This is a genomic window from Nocardia sp. TBRC8007, assembly GCF_056629435.1.
On sequence record NZ_JBWSOR010000005.1, the window covers coordinates 192,225 to 215,786 of the forward strand.

Annotated in this window: 22 protein-coding genes, 1 tRNA gene and 2 pseudogenes; 15 read left to right on the forward strand and 10 right to left on the reverse strand. The window is 61.8% G+C overall.

The window, feature by feature from the left end; genetic code table 11:
- Positions 1-2 precede the first annotated feature (2 nt).
- A complete protein-coding gene (locus ACX4ZE_RS08095) occupies positions 3-416 on the reverse strand; it encodes a secondary thiamine-phosphate synthase enzyme YjbQ (protein ID WP_480272690.1) in 414 nt (137 codons plus the stop codon).
- A gap of 164 nt (positions 417-580) precedes the next feature.
- Between ACX4ZE_RS08095 and ACX4ZE_RS08100 the strand changes: the two genes are divergently transcribed.
- The 3 genes from ACX4ZE_RS08100 to ACX4ZE_RS08110 all read left to right on the forward strand — a co-directional run bounded on the left by ACX4ZE_RS08100 (position 581) and on the right by ACX4ZE_RS08110 (position 4,045).
- A complete protein-coding gene (locus tag ACX4ZE_RS08100) occupies positions 581-1,846 on the forward strand; it encodes an aspartate kinase (protein ID WP_480272691.1) in 1,266 nt (421 codons plus the stop codon).
- 3 nt (positions 1,847-1,849) lie between these two features.
- Complete coding sequence (locus ACX4ZE_RS08105; protein WP_480272692.1) at positions 1,850-2,884, forward strand: aspartate-semialdehyde dehydrogenase; 1,035 nt, start codon at positions 1,850-1,852, stop codon at positions 2,882-2,884.
- Positions 2,885-3,121: 237 nt separating this feature from the next.
- Complete coding sequence (locus ACX4ZE_RS08110; RefSeq protein WP_480272693.1) at positions 3,122-4,045, forward strand: aminotransferase class IV; 924 nt, start codon at positions 3,122-3,124, stop codon at positions 4,043-4,045.
- A gap of 105 nt (positions 4,046-4,150) precedes the next feature.
- Here the strand turns inward: ACX4ZE_RS08110 and ACX4ZE_RS08115 are convergent, their stop codons facing one another.
- Positions 4,151-5,500, reverse strand: a complete 1,350-nt coding sequence (locus tag ACX4ZE_RS08115; protein ID WP_480272694.1) for a serine hydrolase domain-containing protein — start codon at positions 5,498-5,500, stop codon at positions 4,151-4,153.
- 661 nt (positions 5,501-6,161) lie between these two features.
- Here ACX4ZE_RS08115 and ACX4ZE_RS08120 point away from each other — a divergent pair.
- The 10 genes and pseudogenes from ACX4ZE_RS08120 to ACX4ZE_RS08165 all read left to right on the forward strand — a co-directional run bounded on the left by ACX4ZE_RS08120 (position 6,162) and on the right by ACX4ZE_RS08165 (position 14,605).
- Positions 6,162-7,124 carry a nitroreductase/quinone reductase family protein gene (locus tag ACX4ZE_RS08120; RefSeq protein ID WP_480272695.1) on the forward strand — a complete coding sequence of 321 codons (963 nt, stop codon included), beginning with the start codon at positions 6,162-6,164 and terminating at the stop codon, positions 7,122-7,124.
- A 1-nt stretch (position 7,125) separates the two neighbouring features.
- Positions 7,126-7,776, forward strand: a pseudogene (locus ACX4ZE_RS08125) (helix-turn-helix domain-containing protein); the annotation flags it as partial.
- A gap of 153 nt (positions 7,777-7,929) precedes the next feature.
- The gene (locus tag ACX4ZE_RS08130) at positions 7,930-8,070 is read left to right on the forward strand and encodes a hypothetical protein (RefSeq protein ID WP_480272696.1); all 141 of its coding nucleotides are present in this window, start codon (positions 7,930-7,932) and stop codon (positions 8,068-8,070) included.
- A gap of 48 nt (positions 8,071-8,118) precedes the next feature.
- Positions 8,119-8,559: a Fur family transcriptional regulator gene (locus tag ACX4ZE_RS08135; protein WP_480272697.1), complete on the forward strand. Its 441-nt coding sequence runs from the start codon at positions 8,119-8,121 to the stop codon at positions 8,557-8,559.
- Between the two features lie 99 nt (positions 8,560-8,658).
- Positions 8,659-9,366: pseudogene (locus ACX4ZE_RS08140) on the forward strand (catalase); the annotation flags it as partial.
- A gap of 128 nt (positions 9,367-9,494) precedes the next feature.
- Positions 9,495-10,415 (forward strand): class A beta-lactamase, encoded by a 921-nt coding sequence (gene bla / locus ACX4ZE_RS08145; protein WP_480272698.1) that lies wholly within the window; start codon positions 9,495-9,497, stop codon positions 10,413-10,415.
- Positions 10,416-10,935: 520 nt separating this feature from the next.
- Positions 10,936-12,087 carry a cytochrome P450 gene (locus ACX4ZE_RS08150; protein ID WP_480272755.1) on the forward strand — a complete coding sequence of 384 codons (1,152 nt, stop codon included), beginning with the start codon at positions 10,936-10,938 and terminating at the stop codon, positions 12,085-12,087.
- Positions 12,084-12,674, forward strand: coding sequence for a TetR/AcrR family transcriptional regulator (locus tag ACX4ZE_RS08155; RefSeq protein WP_480272699.1), 591 nt, complete (start codon positions 12,084-12,086; stop codon positions 12,672-12,674). The genes ACX4ZE_RS08150 and ACX4ZE_RS08155 overlap by 4 nt, the downstream gene beginning before the upstream one ends.
- A gap of 713 nt (positions 12,675-13,387) precedes the next feature.
- Positions 13,388-14,266: an ETX/MTX2 family pore-forming toxin gene (locus ACX4ZE_RS08160; protein WP_480272700.1), complete on the forward strand. Its 879-nt coding sequence runs from the start codon at positions 13,388-13,390 to the stop codon at positions 14,264-14,266.
- Between the two features lie 174 nt (positions 14,267-14,440).
- The gene (locus tag ACX4ZE_RS08165; protein ID WP_480272701.1) at positions 14,441-14,605 is read left to right on the forward strand and encodes an LppU/SCO3897 family protein; all 165 of its coding nucleotides are present in this window, start codon (positions 14,441-14,443) and stop codon (positions 14,603-14,605) included.
- 55 nt (positions 14,606-14,660) lie between these two features.
- Here ACX4ZE_RS08165 and ACX4ZE_RS08170 read toward each other — a convergent pair whose 3' ends face one another.
- On the reverse strand, positions 14,661-15,368 hold the full coding sequence (locus tag ACX4ZE_RS08170) for a GntR family transcriptional regulator (RefSeq protein ID WP_480272702.1): 708 nt from the start codon (positions 15,366-15,368) through the stop codon (positions 14,661-14,663).
- 192 nt (positions 15,369-15,560) lie between these two features.
- On the opposite strand from ACX4ZE_RS08170, the gene ACX4ZE_RS08175 reads away from it, so the two are divergent.
- Complete coding sequence (locus ACX4ZE_RS08175) at positions 15,561-16,019, forward strand: hypothetical protein (protein ID WP_480272703.1); 459 nt, start codon at positions 15,561-15,563, stop codon at positions 16,017-16,019.
- 85 nt (positions 16,020-16,104) lie between these two features.
- Here the strand turns inward: ACX4ZE_RS08175 and ACX4ZE_RS08180 are convergent, their stop codons facing one another.
- The 6 genes from ACX4ZE_RS08180 to ACX4ZE_RS08205 form a co-directional block, all read right to left on the reverse strand.
- Positions 16,105-16,821 carry an SDR family NAD(P)-dependent oxidoreductase gene (locus tag ACX4ZE_RS08180; RefSeq protein ID WP_480272704.1) on the reverse strand — a complete coding sequence of 239 codons (717 nt, stop codon included), beginning with the start codon at positions 16,819-16,821 and terminating at the stop codon, positions 16,105-16,107.
- A gap of 49 nt (positions 16,822-16,870) precedes the next feature.
- Positions 16,871-17,119 (reverse strand): hypothetical protein, encoded by a 249-nt coding sequence (locus ACX4ZE_RS08185; RefSeq protein WP_480272705.1) that lies wholly within the window; start codon positions 17,117-17,119, stop codon positions 16,871-16,873.
- A gap of 43 nt (positions 17,120-17,162) precedes the next feature.
- Complete coding sequence (locus ACX4ZE_RS08190) at positions 17,163-17,771, reverse strand: DUF3558 domain-containing protein (protein WP_480272706.1); 609 nt, start codon at positions 17,769-17,771, stop codon at positions 17,163-17,165.
- Positions 17,772-17,941: 170 nt separating this feature from the next.
- The gene (locus ACX4ZE_RS08195; RefSeq protein ID WP_480272707.1) at positions 17,942-18,388 is read right to left on the reverse strand and encodes a 6,7-dimethyl-8-ribityllumazine synthase; all 447 of its coding nucleotides are present in this window, start codon (positions 18,386-18,388) and stop codon (positions 17,942-17,944) included.
- 693 nt (positions 18,389-19,081) lie between these two features.
- A tRNA-Pro gene (locus ACX4ZE_RS08200) sits at positions 19,082-19,155 on the reverse strand.
- A gap of 116 nt (positions 19,156-19,271) precedes the next feature.
- Positions 19,272-20,234, reverse strand: coding sequence for a metallophosphoesterase (locus tag ACX4ZE_RS08205; protein ID WP_480272708.1), 963 nt, complete (start codon positions 20,232-20,234; stop codon positions 19,272-19,274).
- A 133-nt stretch (positions 20,235-20,367) separates the two neighbouring features.
- Here ACX4ZE_RS08205 and ACX4ZE_RS08210 point away from each other — a divergent pair, with 133 nt between their 5' ends.
- Positions 20,368-20,832 carry a GatB/YqeY domain-containing protein gene (locus ACX4ZE_RS08210; RefSeq protein WP_480272709.1) on the forward strand — a complete coding sequence of 155 codons (465 nt, stop codon included), beginning with the start codon at positions 20,368-20,370 and terminating at the stop codon, positions 20,830-20,832.
- 56 nt (positions 20,833-20,888) lie between these two features.
- On the opposite strand, the gene ACX4ZE_RS08215 is transcribed toward ACX4ZE_RS08210, so the two are convergent.
- Positions 20,889-23,246, reverse strand: coding sequence for a penicillin-binding protein (locus ACX4ZE_RS08215; RefSeq protein ID WP_480272710.1), 2,358 nt, complete (start codon positions 23,244-23,246; stop codon positions 20,889-20,891).
- Positions 23,247-23,562 lie beyond the last annotated feature (316 nt).

The following is a 23,562-nucleotide window of genomic DNA, read 5'->3' on the forward strand; positions in this document are numbered from 1 at the left end:
AGTCAGCTCGCGTCGGTGAGAAACGATAGCCGTACCTGCCGGTCAGGGTTATCGACATTGAGGTCGACCAATGCGATCGACTGCCAGGTGCCGAGAACTAACTTCCCTCCGAGCACCGGGATCGTCGTCTGTGGCGCGATCAACGCGGGCATCACGTGTGTGCGCCCATGCCCCCGTGAGCCGTGTGCGTGTCGCCACCGGTCATCGGTGGGCAGCAGATCGCGCAGTGCGGCCAGCAGGTCGTCATCGCTGCCCGCGCCCAACTCCATGATCGCGACGCCTGCGGTGGCGTGGGGCACGAAGATATGGAGAAGCCCGTCTACACCCGCCTCACGCGCGAATGCCGAACACTCTGGTGTGATGTCTTGTACCACTTCGTCGCGGCCCGTTTTCACCTCGAACAGTATGCTCTTCATGTCGCATATCGTCCTCCGTTGTGCCATGGCTCTGGCCTGGGTTCCGGGATCGGCGCGAGTGTGGGCTACTGCACAAGCGGGTAGGTAGAAACAAAATCGCTGGCTCCCGGTCGGTAGGCTGGGGTGTTGTTATCGGTTTGTTGTCTACTCTGGAGGACCCTGTCGTGGCTCTCGTGGTTCAGAAGTACGGAGGATCCTCGGTGGCGACCGCCGAGCGGATCCGGCGCGTCGCTGAACGGATCGTGGAGACGAAGAAGCAGGGCCACGATGTAGTGGTCGTCTGTTCCGCCATGGGCGACACTACCGACGAGTTGCTCGATCTCGCCCAACAGGTGGCGCCGGCGGCGCCGGCCCGCGAAATGGACATGCTGCTCACCTCCGGTGAGCGTATCTCCAACGCGCTGGTCGCCATGGCGATCCATTCTCTCGGCGCCGAGGCTCGCTCGTTCACCGGCTCGCAAGCAGGCGTCATCACAACGAGCGCGCACGGTAATGCCAAGATCATCGACGTGTCCCCGGGACGGGTCCGCGACGCACTCGACGAGGGCCTCGTCGTGCTGGTCGCAGGCTTCCAAGGGGTAAGTCAAGACAGCAGGGACGTCACTACACTGGGTCGTGGTGGCTCGGACACCACAGCGGTTGCGCTGGCCGCGGCGCTGAACGCGGACGTCTGTGAGATCTACACCGATGTCGACGGTGTCTTTACCGCCGACCCACGGATCGTGTCCGACGCGCAGCGACTGGAACAGGTCTCCCATGAGGAGATGCTGGAGCTGGCGGCTTGCGGCGCCAAGGTGCTGATGTTGCGCTGTGTCGAATACGCCCGCCGTTACAACGTGCCCGTGCATGTGCGCTCGTCCTATACCGACAAGCAAGGCACCTACGTTTTCGGATCGATGGAGGACATCCCCTTGGAGCAAGCAATCCTCACCGGCGTCGCGCACGACCGCAGCGAGGCCAAGGTGACCGTGGTCGGACTGCCGGACGAGCCTGGCTATGCCGCCAAGGTGTTCCGTGCTGTCGCCGACGCGGAGATCAACATCGATATGGTCCTGCAGAACATCTCGAAGATCGAGACCGGCAAGACCGACATCACTTTCACACTGCCGAAGACCGATGGCGCGCGTGCGGTCGAGATGTTGACCAAACGCCAAGCCGAAATCGGCTTCTCCCAGGTGGTCTATGACGATCACATCGGGAAGGTTTCACTGGTCGGTGCGGGCATGAAGAGTCACCCCGGCGTCACCGCCACCTTCTGCGAGGCGCTGGCCAAGGCTGGGGTGAACATCGATCTCATCTCCACCTCGGAGATCCGGATCTCCGTACTGGTCAAGGACACCGAACTGGATCAAGCTGTGGCGGTGCTACACAAGGCGTTCGATCTGGGTGGCGACGAGGTCGCGGTGGTTCACGCGGGAACGGGGCGCTAGGTCATGGGTGTACGGGTAGGAATCGTCGGCGCGACCGGGCAGGTCGGTGCCGTCATGCGGAAACTGCTGGAAGAACGTAACTTCCCGGCCGACGAGGTGCGGTTCTTCGCATCCGCGCGCTCGGCGGGGAAGTCGCTGCCGTGGCGCAGCGGCGAGATCCTCGTCGAGGATACCGAGGCCGCCGATCCGTCTGGGCTGGACATCGCGTTGTTCTCCGCCGGCGCCACTATGTCTCGCGTGCAGGCTCCGCGTTTCGCGGCAGCGGGCGTAACAGTGATCGACAACTCCTCGGCTTGGCGCAAGGACCCCGAGGTGCCGCTGGTGGTCAGCGAGGTCAATCCCGAGCAGACGCGCAACCTGGTCAAGGGCATCATCGCGAACCCGAACTGCACAACCATGGCTGCCATGCCGGTGCTCAAGCCATTGCACGACATCGCGGGTCTGCGCCGCCTGATCGTGTCCAGCTACCAGGCGGTATCCGGTAGCGGCTCGGCCGGTGTGGAAGAGCTGGTGAGTCAGGCGCGCGCGGTGATCGGCGAGGCCGAGAAGTTGATTCACGATGGTCGCGCCGTGGATTTCCCCGCGCCGAACAAATATATCGCGCCGATCGCGTTCAATGTGCTTCCCCTGGCTGGTTCGCTGGTCGATGACGACTCCGGTGAGACTGACGAGGATCAGAAGCTGCGTAACGAGAGCCGCAAGATTCTCGGTATCCCGGATCTCGCGGTAAGCGGCACTTGTGTGCGGGTTCCGGTGCTCACCGGTCACTCGCTGTCAGTGAATGCCGAATTCGCGGAACCGCTTTCGGCTGAACAGGCCGAAGAGATCCTGTCGAAGGCTCCAGGTGTGCGGTTGGCCGATGTACCGACTCCGCTCGCGGCGGCAGGCATCGATGATTCGCTCGTCGGCCGCATCCGGCAGGACCCCGGCGTGCCGGACGGTCGCGGTCTCGCGCTGTTCGTCTCCGGAGACAATCTGCGTAAGGGCGCTGCCCTCAACACGATTCAGATCGCCGAGGTATTGCTCAGCAACCGCTGATATCGAGCTGTTGACACGACTTTCCGGCCGTTGAGGTGTGGTTCCGCAGGTACTGGGCGGTCGTGATGGCGCGCGTCTACGTCGATCGGTTCAGGAGCTGCAGGCCGGTAGCGGTGTCGACGCGACCTCATCGAATGGGAGTCGTTTTCTCCGCATCGGCAAGCATTACGACTGCCCCTGACCTCGCGGCAGCTGAAAACTCTCGCTGTCGGTTGGCGCGGCTGCTAGCCTACGCCGATGGCGAAACCTCATCCTCATGTGTATTTCGGCGACCGGATCGTCACCGCCGACGCAGCGACAGTAGGCATCGCCTCATCGGCGGTGCTGTACGGCTTGAGTGTCTACACCGTCTTTCCCGTGCATGTGGAAGGGACAGCACGCACAGCGTTTCGCCTGGAAGACCATTTCCAACGGCTAGAGGAATCCTGCAAGATCATCGGGATCGATCGGTTCGCCGAGGAATGGGATTTCGCGCGTTTCCGCGCGGCGGTTGTGGCGCTGATCGGGCGGAACGCGCCGTGTGTTGATGTCTTCGTGCGAGCAACGGTGCATGTGGTAGAGTCCATCCCCGGCACCAGGGTGCGCGGCTGCGCGATCCAGGTCAGCATGTTCGTCTACGATGCGGTACCGATCGTTCCGCAAGACGGTATGCGTCTGAAGTCGAGTCCGTGGCGACGCATTCCGGATAATGCGATTCCTTCCCGCGCCAAAGTCAATGGCGCCTATGTGAATTCGGTGCTGGCGAAGCAGGACGCTATTGACAGTGGCTACGACGATTGCATATTTCTCGACAATAACGGGCATGTCTGCGAACTCAGCGCGGCCAATATCTTCCTGGTCCGCAGTGGCACATTGATCACTCCCGATGTCTCCTGCGACATCCTCGACGGCATCAACCGCAGGACCGTGCTCACTTTGGCGGCCGAGGACGGGATTCCGGTGATAGAACGCACCGTAGACCTCACCGAGTTGTATATCGCCGACGAGGTGTTCGTAACCGGGACTTCTTCCGGCGCCGCGCCGGTCGTCGAGGTGGACGGTCGGCTGATCGCCGAGGGCGCTCCAGGCCCGATCTCCCAGGCTTTACGCAAACGTCACCATGCCGCTTTGCGCACTGACGACGTCCATGGCTGGGTCACCGATCTGTCCGAGGAGGTGTAGAAGCCGACAGGATTGCTGTCGGTGTTCGAGTCGAGTTCCAGGTCGTTTCGAGCGTGTCGGGTCCTGGTCTGGGCTCGTTGGCCAGGTGGAGCGATCCGGTGCTGCTCAGCGGATGCCGGGGGTGCGTGGGTCGGGACCGAGACAAACCAGGACAGCACACCCTGGCGGGATGCCTTCGAACGGCGTAGCCAATGGGTGATTCAGGCACGCGAAAACATTGCAGCCAGGGTATGCTGCCGGCCCGACCCCGAATACTGACATCAGGATGTCCCAGTCGACGAACAGACGCGCGTCCACCCGTGCGGGCTGCTCGATGAACGGCCCAGGATCGGGCATCGGCCGCTCATCGAACGCGTCGAACAGCTTGCGGAAGAATTCGTGTGCCAGCTCTTCGGTGTTCTGCACGATCCCCGATATGCCTTGGCTACTGACATTGCCGAAAACTCCCGTCCACATGACAGTGAGATCCAGGCTCGGAACGGTGAAGATGTTCTGCATTCCGAGACCAGACATCGAGTAGGTGTCTCTGGGCAGGAAGCCAGGAACGTCAGCGCAGCCGGGCCCGATCCAGAACAGATATCCATAGCACCGGTTCTTGGCCGATGGTGTGCGTGCCTTGCGCAGATAATCGGAGGAGACGATCCGCTGTGCGCCCCACAGCCCGTCGTTGCTCACCAGCAGCCCGAGTTTGGCGAAATCCTTCGGCGGAATCAACAGATGTGCGTAGCCGTAGGTGTGCCCGGAGCGGTCCTTGGCCCAGTAGTAGTCGCTGCGAGGGATACCGAGTGGATCGAACAATTCTCGCTGTGCGAACTGTTGCAGTGGTTCTCCGACGGCCAGTTCGATCACGAAGGCCAGCAAGTCGACGTTGCGCTGGCTGTAGGTGAAAACGGCTCCCGGCGGATGGATCAGCGGCATACCGAGTGCCTGTACCGCGCTGTTCGGGTCGATGGGAATCACACCGGTTATGCCCTCCGTCAGTATCCCGACCTGCATGCCGGAGGTCTCGGTGAGCAGATTCTCCACAGTGATCGACCGATGCACCTGGCTGCCGAGTCCGAAGGGAAGATATTGGTCGATCGATGCATCGAGATCGAGTTTGCTTTGATCCCAAGCGATTCCGGCTAGAACGGAGACGATGCTTTTGGTCGAACTCCAGATATTCCATGCGACATTGTCGGTCCGGTCGTTCATCAGCCCTTCGCCGATCAGGCAATTGCGCCGGAACACCTGTACGTTGAACCGATTCCGTTCGGCCGCGAACACCATCGCATCGTGTAGCCGTGCAGAGTCCAGCCCGACCTGTTCTGGTGTGGCCCGCTGCGGATCGCGGTCTGAGGTGACCGCGCAATGCACCTGGTCACTGGGCGCGGCATTCGCGCTCACTGCGAACAGATTGCCCAGCAGTAGGGAAGCAGTCATGACGCCTGTCAAGAATCCACCGGAACGCCCCATGGCATGAGGCTAGCGCGCTGGAGTGCCACTATCCGGTCAACAGGCAGGATAAGTCTGAGCGTGTCTTACCGCTGAGGGGCTAGCTTGCGTCGTTATGGACGTGGTCGGTAACACGATGCGAGATCGCAGCTGCCGCACGAGTTCGACGGGCGGTCCTTTTCGATCACCGCCGACACCGCATTGGTCGACAATGCCGCGCTTGCCGCGCGGCCCCGCCCCGCAAGCGCGGAACGATCAGGAACAGTTCATCCCCAGTGATCTTTCTGGAACCGCACCATATCGTCGCCATGCAGTTGGACTGTCGCATTGCTGCGCCGAACCCAGAACTCCGCCCCTCCTTTGCCGCCTAGTTGTTGCGGGACAAGACGTTGTTGATATTTGTTGATCTGCTCCGGCTTTCGATGGCAGAATGCTGACTCGGGTGTTCGTGTCCCTGCCGTATGCAGTGAGTCCGAGTTAGAGGGCGGACGAGGAGCCAGACATCCACCGCGCGAGGTCGATGCTTCAGCCCTACCTTCGTCCGCTGAGGAAGTTCGACGGCGCTGTCACCCTGTTTTTTCGTTGCCGGTATGCGCCGGCCAACTCACGACAGCCTGATATCGCGTGCGGTCGCGAGGCTCGGCGGTGCGGAATCCAGCGCGAGCGGACAAAGGAACTTCGTATGCACGAACTCGATTCACCCTCACCTGCCGTCGACTTTCAGCAGCGCGTCATCGATGAGTTCCGCGCGAACGCAGGCATCGTTGGTGGCCCGTTCCAGGGTTCGTCCTTGCTTCTGCTGACCACTGTGGGCGCACGGACCCGGCGCCGTCGCACCACTCCGCTGGGCTACGTGGACATCGACGGTACACGTGTGGTCGTCGCCTCTGCTGGCGGTACGGACCGTAATCCAGCGTGGCTGCACAATCTTCGGGCGCATCCGGTGGTGACCGTCGAGGTTGGTCCCGAAGCCTACCCGGCGATCGCGTCCGTATTGCCCGGTGCGTTTCGCGATCGCTTCTGGAACGAGGTGGTGTGCCGGCATCCCGGCTACGGCGATTACCAGCAGATGACATCCCGCGTGATCCCGCTGGTAGAGATCCAGCCCCTCCTACCTCGCGATGGGCTCGACCGGGTGCGCGGGATGGGAGACTTCCTGAAAGAAGTACACCAATGGCTGTCCACAAAAATGGATCTCGTCCTCGCGCAGGTCGACACGCTCATCGCAACGGCAGATACCACCACACCGGTGACGCTGCCACCACGAACGCTCCATGCCCAAATGCGTGAACGCTGCGCGGCCTTCTGCGGAGCGCTCGAACGACACCACACAGGCGAGGACTTCGGCGCGTTCCCGATGGTGGCGGAGGCGTTTCCCGCGCTCGCGCCGACACTGGAGCGACTCCGTGCCGAGCATGTCGTGATAGCCCAGATCAACGCCTCTATCCGTGACTTGCTAGAAGGGTACACGCCAGGAGCGAGTGATCCGCGTGAGCTGCGTGTCGAGCTTCACGGCCTGGTTGCCCGACTGCGCGAACACTTCGCGTTCGAGGAACAGACGATCCTCGACGCACTCAATGCCGTCGCTGACGCACCACCTTCGGACAACGCGGCAGAGCCCGAATCCGATTCGGGTGAGTGCTGAAATGACGCATAGCAACGCACCGCTATCAGTCGAAGGCCGTCGGCGTCTGGTGCAACGCTGCCAGAACCGCTGGATCGCGCACGTCGCGGCAGAGATGAGGATCTCGTGTGCCTGTGCCTCGAAGTGGGTCAACCGCTACCGGCGTCATGGCGAACTCGGCCTGCTCGACCGGTCCTCAACGCCACACCACCAGCCCACCGCCACCGCGGTCGTCGTCAGGATCGAGGGTCTCCGCCGCACCAACAAGTGGTCGGCCGCCAGGATCGCCTTCGAGCTACAGGTCGAAGGCATCGTTGGCAGTCGCCGGACAGTGGCGCGGCACCTCACCGCGTTAGGACTGAACCGCCGACGGATCATCGACCCCACTGGCGAAGCCAACCGGGAACCACGCACAATTATCGCCCGACACCCCGGCCACATGGTCCACATCGACGTGAAAAAGGTCGGGCGAATCCCCGATGGCGGCTGGCGAGCTCACGAGCGCGGCAGCGCCGCCACGAAAGACGTCAGCCTGCGCAAGCGAAAGACTGGACGCGGCGGCTACGTCTACCTCCACTCCGCCATAGACAGACACACCCGCCTCGCCTACACCGAAGCACTCGACGACGAGAAGGCCACCACAGCGGTCGCGTTCTTCCACCGGGCACGAGTCTGATTCGCGGCCCACGGAATCACACGAATCGAGCGGGTCGTCACAGACAACGACGCCTGGACCTGCCTGTTCGCGAGCCCTCAACTGCCGAACCTGATGTATCCGCTGGTGATCCTCTTCGAACTACTATCCGCCTTTGCCTGCACCCTGCTCGTGGCTGTTGTGTACGGAACCCTGCAGACCCAGACCGACCACACTCAGGTCTCTCGCGTCATGTCCACCGCGAGCATCGGGATGGAAGGGCTCGCCCTACTCGGCATCGGCGGTGGAGTTCTTATCGCCGCCCATTATTGATACCAGTTCTTTTCTTAACTAATTCCAGAAAAGGAGCACAATCGGGATATGCACGCCAATGGCACCGACCCGCGCGCGTGGTTGCGAGCGGCAGGTCTGCGGGTTACGGCCCCGCGGATCGCGGTATTGAACGCGGTTGCGACCCAGCCGCATGTGGATGCCGATCGGGTGGCCGCCACGGTTCGTCAAATGCTGGGTTCGGTGTCGACTCAGGCGGTATATGACGTCTTGCATGCGTGCGTGCGGGCCGGAATTCTGCGGCGGATCGAGCCGGCCGGCTCGGCCGCGCTGTACGAAACCCGGATCGGGGACAACCATCACCATCTAGTGTGCCGTGGTTGCGGCATGGTCGTCGATGTCGACTGTGCTGTGGGCGCGGCTCCTTGTCTGGAACCTTCGGATGATCACGGATTCGCGGTCGATGAGGCCGAGGTCGTCTTTTGGGGTTTGTGTCCGACGTGCCGTTCCGGGGAGCGGCCGACACCTTGACCTCCGAGCAGCTCATCCCGGGAAGTTGTTCATCAGCTGAGAAGGCTTATATGACCAAGCCGACAACCACGAACGCCGGAACCCCGGTGGAGAGCGACCCTGACTCAGGCCGAGGCCGACCATTTGGCCGGTTCCGATCCCGAGGGCTACCGGTTCAACCCGTTCGACCTGACCAAGGTGTGGTCGCATAAGGACTACCCGCTGATCGAGGACGGCAAGTGGACGCTGAACCGTAACCCAGGCAACTACTTCGTCGACATCGAGCAGGCGGCGTTCGAGCCGTCGAATGTCGTACCAGGTATCGGCTTCTCACCGGACAAGATGCTGCTCGGCCGAGTCTTCGCTTACGCGGACGCGCACCGCTACCGTATAGGCACCAACTACGCGCAGCTGCCGCCGAACCAGGCCAGGGCCACGGAAGTGAACTCCTACTCCAAGGAGGGCGCCATGCGGTACCACTACAACGACGTGAGTATGCCGGTGTACGCGCCGAATTCGTTCGGCGGTCCGCATGCCGACCCGGAGCGGGCACCCGACGGTGGCATCTGGGAGTTCGACCCGACCATGGTGCGGGCCGCCTACATTCAGCACGCCGAGGACGGTGACTTCACCCAGGCGGGCACCATGGTGCGCGAGGTGCTCGACGATGCGCAGCGCGAGCGTTTGGTGAGCAATATCGTCGGCCATGTACTCGGCGGCGTGCGGGAGCCGGTGCTCAGTCGGGTCTTCGAATACTGGAAGAATGTGGACGCCGACCTCGGCAAGCGGGTGGAGGAAGGCGTACGCGCCGGGCGTGACAGTGGCTAGAACTCGTCGCGGGACCGACTGCGGACTGTAGGAAGACAGGTGTATGCCGCATGGGCGCGCGCCTGCCTTCGCCGTAGTAGAAGCACCCTTCGTTTGTCAGGTGGACGCACGACTGTCAGAGTGTGGGGGTGTTTCAACGAACGGGTAGCTATCGGGTGATTTTGGCTGCGGCACTGTCCCTGCCGATCCTCGTAGGATGTGGTACGGGGACTGATTCGGCGCAATCGGAGTCGTTAACCTCGAGTGTGCGGGCGAAATCCGACGCGAGTGCGCGGCTGAAGGATTTGGAGAGTCGGTACGATGCCCAGATCGGGCTGTTCGCAGTGGATACCGGCACAGGAATGAAGGTGACCAACCGTGCCGACGAGCGTTTCCCGCTGCTGTCCACGTTCAAAACGCTTGCCGTCGCGGCACTGTTGCAGGCGCATCCGCTCGACACCGGATATTTCGACAAGGTCGTCCGGTTCACCGAGGCGGATCTGGTCGATTACTCACCCGTAACCAGTACCAAGGTGGCCGAGGGGATGACCGTCGCTCAACTGGCTGAGGCCGCGATCACCCGAAGCGACAACACCGCGGGCAACCTGCTGTTGCGCGAACTCGGCGGCCCGGAGCGTCTCACCGCGTTCCTGCGTGCTATCGGAGACCGGACGAGCAGACTGGACCGCTGGGAAGTCGATCTCAACACCGCGATTCCTGGCGATGAGCGCGATACCACTACTCCAGCTGCACTGGCTACGGACTATCGAGCCGTGCTGGTCGGCAACGTGCTCGGTGCGCGCGAACGCGATCAGTTGAACAGCTGGCTGAAAGCCAACACCACGGGGGACAAACGCATCCGTGCCGGACTACCCGCGGGCTGGATCACCGGCGACAGGACCGGCACCGGAGCCTACGGCACCGCCAATGACGTTGCGATCACGTGGCCGAAGAACGGCGGCGCGCCGATCGTGATCGCGATCCAGACCCGCAAGTCGGCGGCGGACGCCAAGGCGAACAACGACCTGCTGGCCGAGGTGACGAAGGTGGCTGTCGACAGTCTGAGATGACTTCGGTCGGGCCGATTCCGCCGATATGATCCGAGGGAAGTCGCTCGCGGAGAATCCCCGACTGGTGCGGTATTTTCGTGTGGAGAAATCACGATGGACGTCGTAGACCTGGTCGGAGTCAGCGGCCAGGTCTCGTTCGCTTACAGCAGACCCCACCAGTAGAACAGGCTGGCCAGTATCCAGACCACTACGGTATCCATCATCGCTCCCAACTCCTGATGCGCTTGTCTCCATCATCCCGCGATCTATGTCCGAGTGGAGAAACTCGTCACATCATCGCTTGGTAGTGCTCCCTTCCGGTTCTCGGCTTTCTCGTTTTCCAGGGCTGTCGATATCGAAGGCTTCTCACGGTGTGCGGTGCGGGAAAGGGTGGTCGGGAGGTTTCGCGGCAGATGATCTAGAACTTGTTCTAGACGAATATTGAATAATGTCTTACCTTTGATACGTGACCAGCATTACGTATCGCGACCCTCCGATATTCGAACTCCGTTCCGGCTCCTCCTGGACATCCCCCTGGGAGATGTATGCCGCGCTGCGTGCGCAGGACCCGGTGCATCATGTTGTGCCTGCCGGGCAGCCCGAGCGTGATTACTGGGTACTCACTCGACATGAGCACGTATTCGCGGCAGCACGCGATAGTGAGACGTACTCTTCGCGCGCCGGGCTGACTGTGGAATACGGTGAGCTCGACGAGATCGGCCTGACCGACAATCCGCCGTTGGTGATGCAGGATCCTCCGCGGCACAGCGATTTTCGCAAGCTGGTTGCTCGTGGATTCACCCCTCGCCAGGTCGAGGAAGTCGAGCCGGCAGTCCGTCGGTTCGTCCGCGACCGGCTCGACGATATCGCCGCCAGAGGCGGCGGCGATATCGTCGAGCAGCTATTCAAGCCGTTGCCGAGCATGGTGGTGGCGTACTACCTCGGCGTGCCCGAGCGAGACCGGAAGAAGTTCGATGAGTGGACCGATGCGGTCGTCGCAGGCAGCATCGACCGCTCGAGCCCGAGGGCGCGAGCGGCGTCGGCGGAGATGATGGGTTATTTCGCCGAGCTGATCAAGCGTCGGCGTGCCGATCCCGGCGACGACACCGTGTCCCTGCTGGTGCAGGCGGGGATGGCTGCCGACGATACGGATGTGCGCGGGATGGTGCAGATTCTCGCTTACGCGTGGACCATGGTGGCGGGCGGAAACGACACCACGACAGGCTTGCTCGGCGGCGCGGTGCAGTTGCTTCAGCAGTATCCCGACCAGCGTGCCGCGCTCGTCGCTACCCCCGACCGGATTCGTCTCGCGGTAGAGGAATTCGCTCGGCTGACCTCGCCGGTGCAGGGATTGGCGCGGACGACGACGCACGATATCGAGCTGGCCGGGAAGACGATCCCCGCAGGCCGCAAAGTGCTATTGGTATACGGGTCGGCCAACCGGGACGAGCAGGTTTTCGGCGCCCATGCCGCCGTTCTCGATGTCGACCGGAACCCACAGCGCATCCTCACATTCGGGCACGGTCCACACCATTGCCTCGGCGCGGCTGCGGCGCGGATGCAGGCCCGGGTCGCGCTAGAGGAATTGCTGGAGCGTTTCCCCGGATATGTGGTCGATATCGATGCGGTCGAGTATGCCGAGGGTCCCTACGTGCGGAGGCCGACCACTGTGCCGTTCCGGTGCACCGCATGACCGGTGACTGGCTGGCGCGGGGCCGCGCCGAACTGGCCGCTGAACGTATTCTGGATGCGGTCCGCGAGCTGTTCATCGATAAAGGGGTCGTGGGCGTCGGAATGGCCGAAGTCGCGGATGCCGCAGGCTGTTCCAGGGCCACTCTGTACCGCTACTTCGAGAATCGGCAAGCGCTCTATGTGGCCTTCGCGGGACGGGAGGCGCGTCAGCTGGCCGAGCGGGTATGGCGTGCTCGGACAGTCCAAGCGCATGCGGCGCCGCAGGAGCAGTTGCTCGATATGCTGACCGAGCTGCTCACTCAGGTGCGCAAGACACCGCACCTGTCCGTATGGTTCGAGCCGTCCAATGCCGGAATTGTTGCCCAGCTGGCTGATTCGCCAGGGGTAGTCGATGCGTTGGCTGCGAATTTTGTCGCCGGATTCCGTCCCGAGTTGTCTACCTCCGCGGCCGGGCAAGTGGGACAGTGGGTGGTGCGCGCCATGGTGTCGCTGCTGACATTGCCGGGCTCGAGTGAGGATGAGGAACGTGCGATGCTCCGAAACTTCGTGCTGCCGTTTCTGTTCGACGACCGGATAGTGATCGATTGATGCACGTGCTGCCAGGATAAGGATTCTCGCTGGACAACGCCAAGCACACATTGCATTTCAAGGGAGCCGGAACCTACACTGCCATCTACGGGACGATCTTCATGGCCAAGATTTCGATCAAACCGGACACTCTCAACGGAACTGTGCCGAAGACCACGATACGAACTTTCACGGCGTTCTGATCTTCATACACACTCACCGCGGGCCTCTTCTCCCGATAACGATCGAGAGAAGAGGCCCGCGGTCAGAAACGCAAGCTCACTAGGAACTCTTGTACACGCAGGGCAACTCGCCTCGGTACGCCAACTCACGCAAGCAGACGTGGCAGAACACAAAATTACGGACAGCGCAAGGGAATCAGCTCCACTGTCATGGAATTGTATGTATCACAATGGAATTGGATGTGTGGAGCACTGGACTGCTACCTACGCTTGATCACGGCGCACTTGGGAACCACCGTGAAAAAATGAACAAAAAAGAATATCGTTGACAATATCTCGCAGAACCATGTTTACTGATCTCCGCCGGGAAGGTGTTGAGGAAACCTCGATCACGGGCGCGAAGCATTACCGCACGGACCTGCTCCTTTCACGTTTTCCGGTCGAAATGCCGAAAGATGATCGACACAGCCGTGGCGGACTTCGTGCGCACCACGAGAACTTACTGCGCGACTGAAGTGTTCAAGAATTGAACAAAGGCAGAAGGATCGGAACATGAAGTGTGGCATCAGCGTTGCTGTCGGCATGATATCTGCGATATCCACCGTTCTCCTGACGGCAATTCCCGCGCAGGCGGGCACCACTCAGATCACCAGCCTCGAAGGCCTGTTCAAGGATCAAATCTGGGACTACGCCGGTGCGAATACCGATGGAGTGACGTTCACCAATTCCGCTGCGGCGCTTACGGGAAGTCCCAAAATCTCTTTGGGTAAACAGTGGTTCGCGGGTACGGCGACCTTGCGGAACACCACCAACCAAGAACAGGCGCTGACCAGCCAGAGCTTCTCCAGGACCATAGCCAACACGACGACGACATCGGTCACGCGCGGGTTCGCAGTCTGGACCAAGGTATCGGCCTCCCTGGATATCAGCAAAGCACTGAAGGTAGGCGCTGAACTGAATACGACCTGGACCTTCAACCAGACACACAGCACCTCGACATCCAAATCGACGACCTACACCGCGCCCGGACAAACCATTAAGGTTCCTCCCCACTCCACGGCCACCGTCACTGTCACCTTGCAGGGGTCAACGGCCAGCGGAAATGTCGACCTGTCCACCGATATCAGTGGCAGTATTCACCCATGGGACAAGCAGTTGTGGAAAAACGCACTCATCCCTTCCTCCGGCTTCCCGATCTATGACACGATCAAGAAGTCACAAGACAGCGGAAAGACCCCTGACTTCAGAAAGGCCCCGCCACTGCGAGAAGGATTCTCGCTGGACAACGCCAAGAAGACGCTGCACTTCAAGGGCGCCGGAACTTACACTGCCACCTACGGGACGACCTTCATGGTCAAGGTTTCGATCAAACCAGATGCTCCCAGCGCACCTGCGCCGAAGACCTTGACGCGAACCTTCAAGGCATTCTGACCTGCGCACATATTGGCCGCGGGCCCTCACTCGATAGTTATCGGGGAGAGGGTCCGCGGTCATGCACCAGGAGCTGGTGTACGCCGGGCAACTCGCCTCAGCACGCTATTTCAGGAAGAAAGTCACGATAGAGCCCGAAATTGCAGGCCGCACAAGGAAATTTGCTCCACCGTCATGGAGTCATTACAACGGATCGATTGCGCCAATCCAGCGGCCGAGTATCAGGTGACTGAATTGTATGAGCCCGACGACGGCGTGTGCCCGTCTGGCACCTCCCTAATGATTACCTGCGATTCCAGCGTGACCAATGGGTGGACTGTCTGTTTGCGCCGTCGTTGACTGGATCTGCTCCGGCCACGCCGCATGACTATCATCGCAGCCACAGCCGTTCTCGCTAATCTGTGGCCAGCGACATCGCCGTGAACGCGCGGGTGACCCGTTCGAGCACCACATCCAGAGATTCACCGATGTGAGTGTGCAGTAGCCGGTAGGCGAGAGGGAGATCATCCGCCAACACAGCGCCGAGAATGCCGAGGTGCTCGGCGATGGTGGTCTCTATCCTGTTGTTGACTATGAAGTCGTACATCCGCACATGCCGGATACGGGAATTCACCGCGCACAGGGCGCGCACCATCTCGGTATTGCCCGCCGCGGTGAGCAGCCTGACGTGGAATTCCTCGTCGCGCACTACGAAACCTGGCTCTTGCTCGGGGGGATCGGCGCGCAGTTCCAGCCAAGCGGCCTGTTCGGCTTCTAGTGATCGCCGGTCGTGAGTGACGGTTGGGTTGGTCATGACGCGCTGTAAACCACCAAGCTCCAAGGTGTTCCGTAGCTCATACAGATCGCGGATCAGCGGGATACTCGGACGCACCGGGCTGAAGCCGTACTCTTCCCGACGTAGCAGACCGTCCGAACACAGGACGGTCAGTGCTTCGCGGATCGGCGTGCGCGAGATACCGAATCGTGTCGAGAGCTTCGGCTCGGTCAATCGTTCACCGAACGTGATGTCCCCGTTCATAAGTTCACTGCGTAGCGTCGAATACACCATATCCCGCAGAGGTTTCCCCACCGCTCCCGTTGGCGCGTCCATCGGTGCCGACATGCCCGTATACGCTATTGCCCCTGCATGTCCAGAGGGTGTCCATACGTTATCGCTATGTTAGCGTCTGCTCACCGCTCTGGTCGGGGCGAGGCGCTTCGGCCGGGCTGGATATTCGCGGGAGTGAAAGGTAATCCGACGCCATTCGGCAGGGCTGTCGGGCCGGTTGTCCACAGAGCTCACCAAGGAGATGGCATGAAGCGAAGCACGAAGTTCGCCGGAGCGCTCGTCGCTGCGGCCATGGCGCCGATCATCGCGGTTGGCAACGCCGAGGCGGATACGGGCACGGTCTACTTTTCGGTAGGCAGCACGGATTGTGCGATTTTCCAGGATGGTTCGCTCGGATGCGATTTCGCTCAGCCCGTACAGTTGAGCTATTACCTCGGTGCTGTCTACATACCGATGCCGATGTCAGTGAACGAGGTGGTGATCGACCAGCCATGGTTGCCGGCACACCCCACATACAACCCTGTGCTACGGCATACGCTGGCCGGCGGAAATCCCAGCATTCACTCCGTGAAGACCGGCTCGGGCCAGTGGGGTCCGGTCATCGAGCACGCGGGTGCGTCGTGTCAGGTGGGCTACCTCGGTAGTTTCACCTGCCAGGCAATGGGGCAGGGATTCGCCTCTTACGGTTCCACTATCGTCGCGTAGCCGCTGGTCGTGCTGGTCGGTGTCGCGCCGGATATGGCGGCGCCGACCGGCGGACAAGAGATCGCGGGAGCGAATCTCGTCGGCTCTACTCGGTGCTGTTGATGCGAATGGACTGTGCGGTGACAGTGCTCGCAGCTTCTCCGGCCAGATAAGCGATCACCGCGGTCGGTTCGGTAGGCCGGGTCGCGCTTAGTGTGGCGGCGAGTTCGGCGTTCCCGGTAGTACCGCCGCCATGACTGACCGTATTGACGGTGATTCGCCGTGGTGCGAAATCGGGCGCCACTGCCTGGCCGAGCTGTTCGACCGCACCGCGGGTGGCGGCGTAGATCGCACCTCCCGGCTCGGCGGCGTCACAGAAAGTGATGATCCGGCCTGCACCCGCCAAGTGCCGCCAGGCCAGTTGCATGCCGTGGAATACCCCCTTGACCGTCATCGCGAAGCCCAGGTCGAACGTGTTCGGGGTGATTCGGGCGAACGGCTCGGTTTCGGGGACTATGGCAGTGTTGATCAGAAGGTCCCAACCGCCGCATTCCGCGAGCAGTACCTGCACCAGCTGCTCGTATTCGGTGAGATCAGCGATATCCGCCGCTAGCCCGAGCGCGGTACCGCCCTCGGCTTCGATTTCCTTGATCACGTCCGCGGCGGGTTCTGGGAAGTGCGGATGCTGTACGACAACCTGAGCTCCATGTTTAGCAAGACTTTTCGCGATCGACTTGCCTATTCCGGTATAGGCCGCTGTGACCAGCGCGGACTTTCCGGACAGTGTCTTATCTGCGTGGACGCTGCTTACGAGTCTGTTCATCTGCCGCTCTTTCGTCGATTGCGGAGGTATGGCTCAGGGTGGTTTTCGGTTACGACCGCGCCGCTGATCTGGAGCCGAGCTCGCGGACTCGCCAAGTGAGGGTGCGGATGTGCTCGGCGAACGCTTGATCGGTCTCGGCGTAGGCGACAGCGGCCTTGCGTAGTGTGTTCTGAACAGTTTTGGTCTCATGGGCCAGCTCCACCACCCGCTGCCGGATCGACTCGTCACCGCTGCCCTTCTTCAGGTCGCCTTGTGCGACCTCATCGGCGAGTTGTCGCCACGCGTCCATTTCCGACATGAGCCGTCACCTTCCCCCTAGCTACATCTACTTTTCTCTACATCTACTTTTCGGTCGGCAGGTTCTCTAGCAGCACTTCGGCGATCCGCATCACCTCAGCGCACGAGTCACCGATCGTGTCTGCGCTGAGCTTCGGGTCGAGGTCGAATCGAATGGGGCCGCTGATCGCATCGAAGACCAGGGTGCACCCTTGTGGGATGTTCAGCGGGTCGAGCATGACGGCACTGCGCCCGCCTACGGTCACCGGACGAGGATTGCGGAGGTTGTCGGTGTTGTGCACGATCTCGTCGAATGTGCGGGCGTTCGTCGAGTACACCTCCACCCCGTACCAGCTGTCGCTGTCCCAAGCGCAGATATCCCAGCCGGGGAATTTCGCGCCGTACTGGCTTGTATCACCAGCTTTCTCGGCCGGGTTGAGTCCGGTCGCCGCGATATCGGCGTCAGGTATGGAGCAGGGATTCCAGGTGGTGTTGAAGGGGGGTGTCGAGGAGGCCGGCGCGGCGCTGGCGACCGTGGTCGAGGGATCGGCGGCGGTGTGCGATCCCTCGATGAAGCACCCAGCCACTCCGGTCACTGTGCCGACAGCGAGCAGCGTGGCCAGGAATCGCGTGGCCGTCCGCACCCTGGTGCGTCGCCTATGCTTCCGCCCCATATCTCCTGTCCCGGTTGTCGGCGTGCCGGGGCGCTTGTTCGGCGGTCCCCCCCACATGGCTGGACTATATACCAGCTCGGTCTCTGCCGTTGGAGCGCGGAAAGATCTCGGCAGATCGGATGGGAGTTCTCCTGCCCCGGTTCCCGCGCACCGGGGCAGTCTTCGCCGTATCAGGCCGGGACGGCGTCCAGACTCACGGTGGCAGCGATAGCATCGGCCAGTTCCGCTCCCTTGATCTCGAAATGTCGGGAGAAATATGCCTGATGCTCGCCATGCTCGTGGAAATGATGCGGAGTGAGGACTGCCGAGAACACGGGGACATCAGTGTCGAGCTGCACTCGCATGAGCGCGTCCACTACGGTCGCTGCCACGAAATCGTGCCGATAGATACCGCCGTCGATGACCAGTGCACAGCCGGCGAGGGCCGCGTACCGGCCGCTGGAGGCCAAGCGTTTGATACGCAAAGGTATTTCGAAGGCACCAGGAACTTCGATCACCTCGACATCGGTGAATCCGTGTTCGGCGAGTCCGGAACGACAGGCTGCTACCGCCTGGTCAACGATACTTGCGTGCCAGCGCGCGGCGACAACAGCGATACGGTTCGAAGTGGGTGACATAAAGATTCCTCCTGTTCGCTATGCCACCCAGAATGCCACTCAGGGCAAATCGGCGCGAACGAGGAGCACTCGCATGTGAGCGCTCCTGCGTGACATTCTCTTCCATCCGGATCTATCCGGATGTCATCACTATGGTGGGGAATTCTCCTACCCCGAGAATGTGTGCGAGGCGCACTGTACCAGGGTCGCCGAATTGAGTGCAATATTCGCACATATTGAACATTTATGTTCTTGATCATGCGCGGCAGGAAAAGCTGCCGATACCCGAAATCGACCTCTCACGTACTAGCCGATGGAATCGGTCGAATGAAAACGGTGGATTGTGTCGAACCGTGCTCGACTATTCCTGCGCATTGTTATGGCTGGGCAGAGACCGGGGAACCTATGAAGAGCACAACAGCCACCCCCGCAATGACAGCGATGGCAAACAGGGTTGCCACAACCAAGATCATCCATCCGAGTACATCAGTGATTGTGATCACTACGTGCAGCCATCGCCGAGATCTGCTATCTCGCTGTGTGCCCGCCTCGAACCGCCCCTGTTCGGAAGTCACTTACGCCATTGTGGCAGGAGGAGGCGGGTCGGGATGTCGTTTCGGGAAGCGACCGGTACTAGATGGGACTGGACCGGTATAGGAGATGGACCCCGGTCAACTGTAACCGGGGTCCATCTTCGTGTCTCAACCACACGAGTCGGGGTGGCGGGATTTGAACCCACGACCTCTTCGTCCCGAACGAAGCGCGCTACCAAGCTGCGCCACACCCCGTGAAGTGGACCTGCTGTAGCTTACAGCACGGTGGCGTGAGTCGTTAAACCAGCAGGTCGATCCACTTTCGAATCCACGGCCAATCGCCGGTGTGACCCATGTCCGGGTAGAAGCCCTTAGCGTGCGGCGGCTGTCGAGGCGGATACATCCCGGCCAGTGTCGGCTCCCGGTCGTTTCGGCGGCGCGGCGACCAGCGTCAACAGCGTTGCCTCCGGGCGGCAGCAGAAGCGGTACGGTGCCCACGGAGAGGTGCCGATACCCGCGGAGACGTGCAGCTGAGTATGTTCGCCCCAGCTCGACGGCCCCTTTACCCGGGACCGGTCGATACCGCAGTTGGTGACGAGCGCGCCGTAACCGGGCAGGCACAGCTGACCACCGTGGGTGTGTCCAGCCAGCACCAGGTCATAACCATCATTCGCGAAGCGGTCGAGCACCCGTGGCTCGGGTGAATGAGTGAGTCCGATCCGCAGATCGGCCATCGGATTCGGGGTGCCTGCGATGGTGTCGTAGCGATCCCGCTGCAGGTGTGGGTCATCGACACCGGCGGTGGCGATTCGGATGCCCGCCACTTCGAGGTCGCGGCGGACATGGGTCAGATCGAGCCAACCGCGTTCGTTGAACGCCGCGCGCAGGTCTTTCCACGGCAGCGGCGGACCATAGTTGTGGCGGTGATCTTTTTTGAAGTACTTCAGCGGGTTCTTCACTACCGGCGCGAAGTAGTCGTTGCTGCCGAAAACGAAAAGTCCCGGACGGGAAAGCAATCCGCTGAGGGCTTGGACTACCGCGGGCACCGACTTCTGGTGCGCCAAATTGTCGCCGGTGTTGACCACCAGATCCGGCTCCAGCCGGTCGAGCTCGCGCAGCCACTGCTGTTTGAGTTTCTGACCGGGCATCATATGCAGATCACTGAGATGGAGTACCCGCAGCGACGACGACCCTGGCGCCAGCACCGGCATAGTCGTCTCCCGTAGAACGAAGGCGTTGCGCTCGACCAGCGAGGCGTAGCCGATTCCGGCCACAGCGGCTCCAGCAGCGCTCAGCGCGGTCGTGCGGACAACAGAAGTCGAGATTACGGGCATTTGCCCAGCATAGGCGACCTCACGTATGAGCGCTGAGTGTGGATGGGCGTAAGCGCGCGTTCCCGCGCGGGAAAGCAGGACAGCGCGGTAAATGAAGTAGGACCGGCGCGCTGGACCGGCTACCGTGAGCGGCATGTCGGAACTCAAATCGCAGCTACGGGCGGACCTGACCGCCGCGATGAAAGCCAAGGACACGCTGCGCCTCGCCACGCTGCGAATGCTGCTGTCCGCGATCCAGACCGCCGAGGTCGCCGGCACGGAGGCACAAGAACTCACCGATGCCGAGGTTGTCGCTGTGCTGCAGCGCGAGTCGAAGAAGCGCAACGAATCGGCTGAGGTCTACACGCAGGCCGGACGCGGTGAACTGGCGGCGAACGAGCACGCCGAGGCCCGCATCATCGATGAGTATCTGCCGACCCAGCTGACCGACGCCGAGGTCGCCGATCTCGCCGACACCGCCATCGCGCAGGTCGCCGAGGAGATCGGCGAACGGCCAGGGATGCGCCAGATGGGTCGGGTCATGAAGATCGCGACCGGGCTCGCAGCGGGTAAGGCCGACGGCTCGCGTATCTCGGCCGCGGTGAAGGCGCGACTGTAGTGTCGAAATCCGAAAGGGGTCGCACACCCCTCCGGTGCGCGTCCCTTTTCGTTTGCTCAGCGTGGGATCGGGATCGGAATCGGTGGTAGCCGCGGGGGTAGTGGCAGCCCTGGTGGTGGTGCGGATGGCGGGGCAGGCGTCGGCGTGGGGCGCACGGTGCCGTCGCTGATGTAGAGCGTGATCACCGAACCAGGGATCGCCGAGCCGTTCGGCGCGGTTCCCATCACTGCCCCTTTGGGCTCCGGTCCGGGGCCGGTGATCGTAGTCACTTTGAAGCCCGCGGTGCGTAGGGTAGACGCGGCCGCGGCCCGAGACTTACCGGTGACATCGGGTACCTGGGCGTTGTCCGCGCCGCGCACATACTTGTCGTCCAGTGGCGGCAGCGCGGGCGGCGGGAACAATCCGATCACAGGTTTGACGGCGCTGAACCAGGTACGCGCTGGTTCATTGCCGCCGAACAGGTTGCCGTCGCCGCAGTTACGCAGGGGGAACGAGCAGATCTCACCAGGCGTCGGGCTGTCGCCGTAGACGTAGACGGCAGCGGCCAGTGAGTTGGTGAACCCGAGGAAGGCCGAGGAGCGGTGGCTCTCGGTAGTGCCGGTTTTGCCCGATGTCGGGAACTTCCAGCCCACCGACCGAGCCGCGCCCGCCGCCGTACCCGAGACGTCGTCTTTGCTCATCGCGTTGGCGAGGGTGTTCGCCAGGCCCGGTTCGACCACCTGTTCACACGCTTGGTGGGTCAGCGGCACCTGTTTACCATTGCGGTCGAGGACTTCCTTGATCGGATTCGGCGGGCACCACCGCCCGCCCGAGCTCAGCGTCGCGGCGACATTGGACAGCTCTAGCGGGTTGATCGCAACCGGGCCCAACGTGAACGAGCCGAGATTCTGTTCCTTGATCATGTCGGCCAAGCTCTGGTTGCCGTGCTGGGAGGTGCCTGGTTCGGTGTACGAACGCATGCCGAGCCGGACCGCCATATCGACAGTCGGAGTGACTCCGACGGCTTGGATCAGCTTGACGAACGCGGTGTTCGGCGATGTGGCCAAGGCTTCGGTCACCGACATGGGCGACTTGTATCTGCCTGCGTTCTCGACGCAGTAGGTGGCGGGCGGGCACCCGCGCGCACCGCCGTCACCCATGCCCTTGGCTTCGAACCGGCCGGGTACATCGAGCTTGGCATCGATGCCGAGGCCCTTCTCCATGGCCGCAGCAGTTGTGAAGATCTTGAAGATCGAGCCTGCGCCGTCGCCGACCATCGAGTACGGCTGCGGCTGCACAGTCTCGTGGGCATCCTGATTCAGGCCATAGGTGCGGCTACTGGCCATCGCGAGCACCGGATGTGTGTCTTGACCCGGCGCGATGACGGACATGACTTCCGCGACATTTTTCAGATTCGGGTCGGCCGCGTCGGTTACCGCGCGCTTCACCGAGTCCTGTACGGCCGGGTCGAGGGTCGTTCTGATCACATAGCCGCCCTTGTCGATCTGTTCTCGGCTGATCCCCGCGTTGGCCAGGTACTGCAGGGCATAGTCGCAGAAAAAGCCGCGGTCACCTGCCGCGATGCAGCCGCGAGGCAGGCCGTGGGGCTCTGGAAGCACCCCAAGGGGCTCGGTCTTGGCTTCACGGAACTCGGCAGCTCGGCTGGGGATGTTCTGGATCATGGTGTCCAGCACGGTGTTGCGCCGGAGCAGCACTCCCTTTGGATTGGTGTAGGGGTTCAATTTCGACGAACTCTGCACCATGCCGGCCAGCATCGCTGATTGCGGTACGTTCAGATCGGCCGCGTCGATGCCGAAGTAGGTCTGTGCGGCGTCTTGGATGCCGTAGGAGGAGTTACCGAACGGTACGAGGTTGAGGTATCGGGTGAGTATCTCGTCTTTGGTCAGCTCGCGGTCCAAGGTGAGGGCCATCCGGATTTCTCGGATCTTGCGTGCCGGGGTGGCCTCGACGGCGGCGCGGCGTTCTGCGTCGGTCTTGGCGACCACGAGCAGCTGGAAGTTCTTCACATACTGTTGTTCGATGGTCGACGCGCCTTGCTGGACCTCGCCGCTGGTGGTGTTGGTCAGGAATGCGCGCAGCGTGCCCTGCCAGTCGACACCATCGTGCTCGGCGAAGCGCCGGTCCTCGATGGACACTATGGCCAGCTTCATGTCGTTGGAGATCCGGTCGCTGGGGACTTCGAAGCGGCGTTGCTCATACAGCCAGGCGATCGGGTTGCCTGCCGAGTCGACCATGGTCGAGACCGCGGGGGCGACTCCATCCAGCAGCTCCGCGGAGACGTTGTCGACCGCGTCGGCGGCGCGGTTGGAGGCGAACCCGAAGCCGCCGGCGAGCGGGAACAGCAATCCGGCGACGAGCACGGCGGCAAGCACGCAGCTGACGGCCAGACGTGCGAGCGAATGTGTGATCGGCACTGATCAAGACTACGGGGTGGTTTCCGGGCTTTCTTGGCGGCATTTGCCCGAAGCCAGGAACCGGTAGTGAGGGAGCCTGGCGTGTCGCGCAATCGTGCCCGGCGTGTCGGACACGATTGCGTGCGTAATCCGCCTGACCGCCGCGCGTATACCTGATACCGCAGGGACGGTCGTACCAGAAAATCTCGGGATGGTCTTGCGCAAGCGCCATACCTTTACCTAGATTGAGAACCCAGTGTGATAGAGCTAACACTCAAAGTGGAATGTGGTGCACTTCGCAGCAGGGTACCGGTGCTGCGAAGTGGCAACGCGATTC

Coding starts and splice junctions, on each gene's coding strand:
- ACX4ZE_RS08095 (WP_480272690.1), bottom strand. CDS start 416: ATGAAGAGCATACTGTTCGAGGTGAAAACGGGCCGCGACGAAGTGGTA.
- ACX4ZE_RS08105 (WP_480272692.1), top strand. CDS start 1,850: ATGGGTGTACGGGTAGGAATCGTCGGCGCGACCGGGCAGGTCGGTGCC.
- ACX4ZE_RS08110 (WP_480272693.1), top strand. CDS start 3,122: ATGGCGAAACCTCATCCTCATGTGTATTTCGGCGACCGGATCGTCACC.
- ACX4ZE_RS08115 (WP_480272694.1), bottom strand. CDS start 5,500: ATGGGGCGTTCCGGTGGATTCTTGACAGGCGTCATGACTGCTTCCCTA.
- ACX4ZE_RS08120 (WP_480272695.1), top strand. CDS start 6,162: ATGCACGAACTCGATTCACCCTCACCTGCCGTCGACTTTCAGCAGCGC.
- ACX4ZE_RS08135 (WP_480272697.1), top strand. CDS start 8,119: ATGCACGCCAATGGCACCGACCCGCGCGCGTGGTTGCGAGCGGCAGGT.
- ACX4ZE_RS08150 (WP_480272755.1), top strand. CDS start 10,936: ATGTATGCCGCGCTGCGTGCGCAGGACCCGGTGCATCATGTTGTGCCT.
- ACX4ZE_RS08155 (WP_480272699.1), top strand. CDS start 12,084: ATGACCGGTGACTGGCTGGCGCGGGGCCGCGCCGAACTGGCCGCTGAA.
- ACX4ZE_RS08160 (WP_480272700.1), top strand. CDS start 13,388: ATGAAGTGTGGCATCAGCGTTGCTGTCGGCATGATATCTGCGATATCC.
- ACX4ZE_RS08165 (WP_480272701.1), top strand. CDS start 14,441: ATGGAGTCATTACAACGGATCGATTGCGCCAATCCAGCGGCCGAGTAT.
- ACX4ZE_RS08170 (WP_480272702.1), bottom strand. CDS start 15,368: ATGTCGGCACCGATGGACGCGCCAACGGGAGCGGTGGGGAAACCTCTG.
- ACX4ZE_RS08175 (WP_480272703.1), top strand. CDS start 15,561: ATGAAGCGAAGCACGAAGTTCGCCGGAGCGCTCGTCGCTGCGGCCATG.
- ACX4ZE_RS08180 (WP_480272704.1), bottom strand. CDS start 16,821: ATGAACAGACTCGTAAGCAGCGTCCACGCAGATAAGACACTGTCCGGA.
- ACX4ZE_RS08185 (WP_480272705.1), bottom strand. CDS start 17,119: ATGTCGGAAATGGACGCGTGGCGACAACTCGCCGATGAGGTCGCACAA.
- ACX4ZE_RS08190 (WP_480272706.1), bottom strand. CDS start 17,771: ATGGGGCGGAAGCATAGGCGACGCACCAGGGTGCGGACGGCCACGCGA.
- ACX4ZE_RS08195 (WP_480272707.1), bottom strand. CDS start 18,388: ATGTCACCCACTTCGAACCGTATCGCTGTTGTCGCCGCGCGCTGGCAC.
- ACX4ZE_RS08205 (WP_480272708.1), bottom strand. CDS start 20,234: ATGCCCGTAATCTCGACTTCTGTTGTCCGCACGACCGCGCTGAGCGCT.
- ACX4ZE_RS08210 (WP_480272709.1), top strand. CDS start 20,368: ATGTCGGAACTCAAATCGCAGCTACGGGCGGACCTGACCGCCGCGATG.